This is a genomic window from Iodobacter sp. BJB302, assembly GCF_002735645.1.
Taxonomy (GTDB): Bacteria; Pseudomonadota; Gammaproteobacteria; order Burkholderiales; family Chitinibacteraceae; genus Iodobacter.
Map to the genome: position 1 here is coordinate 1 of NZ_PDZG01000170.1, position 1,423 is coordinate 1,423.

At 52.1% G+C, this 1,423-nt stretch carries 1 protein-coding gene; it reads left to right on the forward strand.

Going from position 1 to position 1,423, the window contains the following annotated elements:
• The first annotated feature begins 476 nt into the window (after positions 1–476).
• On the forward strand, positions 477–1,217 hold the full coding sequence (locus tag CSQ88_RS22420) for a GNAT family N-acetyltransferase (RefSeq protein WP_099400264.1): 741 nt from the start codon (positions 477–479) through the stop codon (positions 1,215–1,217).
• The last annotated feature ends 206 nt before the right edge of the window (positions 1,218–1,423 follow it).

The following is a 1,423-nucleotide window of genomic DNA, read 5'->3' on the forward strand; positions in this document are numbered from 1 at the left end:
GGGTGTTGGTGGGGGGGAGGATTGAGTGTGATTGTTGAGGATGGGGGATGCGTCAGTCTTCTCAGCTTAAGCGAAACGGTTTTCGTAGGGGGGCAACCTGAGAAATACCCGGGCTTCACCCCATGCACGCTAAGCAAAGTCAAAAAGATCTTTTTAGTGCCTTCGGCAAGTTGATTTAGGTGCGGGATCCCCGCGGGGACTCACTTTCTTGAACGGCCAAGAAAGTAAGCAAAGAAGGCCGCCCCTAAAACACGAAATCTCCTCGCTGCGGACAGCGGCGTTGTTTCAACTCGCTTCGCTCAAACACGAATTGACGACTACCCCGCCCCGCTTGTTCTTCGCTCGGCGTGTTTTTAGGGGGGGGTAAAAGCCCCGTGCGGAGAGCGTAGCTGTTATGTTTTTTATATGAATGCGACGTAACAAAGGGCTAGCGCTGAAGCTTTTTCTTGGCTGTGCATTGATCTTGAGGATCTTCTATGAACTACGAACTAAACCAATTCGGCCAGCCTGTTGGCTTGCCGCTGCAAGACTGGGTTGCCCCCGTTTTTCCTATTGCTAAGGTGCTTAATGGCTGGGGCTGTAAGGTGGAGCCTTTGCAATTGGATAGGCATAGCGTTGATTTATGGCAGGCATTTTCGGCAGATGATGGCCGGATGTGGACTTATTTAACCTCCGGGCCTTTTGCAGAAGTACAGGCTTTTAATGCCTGGCTGGATAGGGTAAGCAGCGGGGGTGATCCGCAGTTTTACGCCATTGTGGATGAGGCCAGTGGCAAGGCTTTGGGGCTGGCTGCTTATTTGCGGATTGATCCGGCGGCGGCGGCCATTGAAGTGGGCTGGTTGCATTTCTCTCCTGCATTACAAGGCACGCGCCTTGCGACGGCGGCGATGGTGTTGATGATGAAAAATGCGTTCGAGCTGGGCTATCGGCGTTATGAGTGGAAGTGCAATGCGTTGAACTTGCCTTCGCGCAAGGCGGCGCAGCGTTTGGGCTTTAGCTTTGAAGGCGTGTTTCGTCAGGCCACGGTGAATAGAGGTCGTAATCGTGATACGGCGTGGTTTTCGGTGCTGGATAAGGAATGGCCAGCGCTTGAAGGAGCATACGTTCAATGGTTGTCGGTCGACAATTTTGACGAGGCAGGGCGGCAGCGGCTGGCTTTGTCTGATTTAACAAGGCCTTTGCTGGTGATGAAAGATGTGGCCGCGCCACGTTTGTGAATTGGATTTGCAGGTGTGGTTTTGCGGCTGAAGCCACTCCTGCTAAGTGTTTGCTATGCCGCCCGCCATCACCTTTTCATATCGGTAATTGTCAAACCAGTTGTCGCCTTAATCGTTTAATATTTATGCCGTTCTTTGCTCTGCTTTTTTCCTTACAGCACCCGTCTCCGCTTCCGGTGATTTTTCTGGATTGAGGTGGACGATAT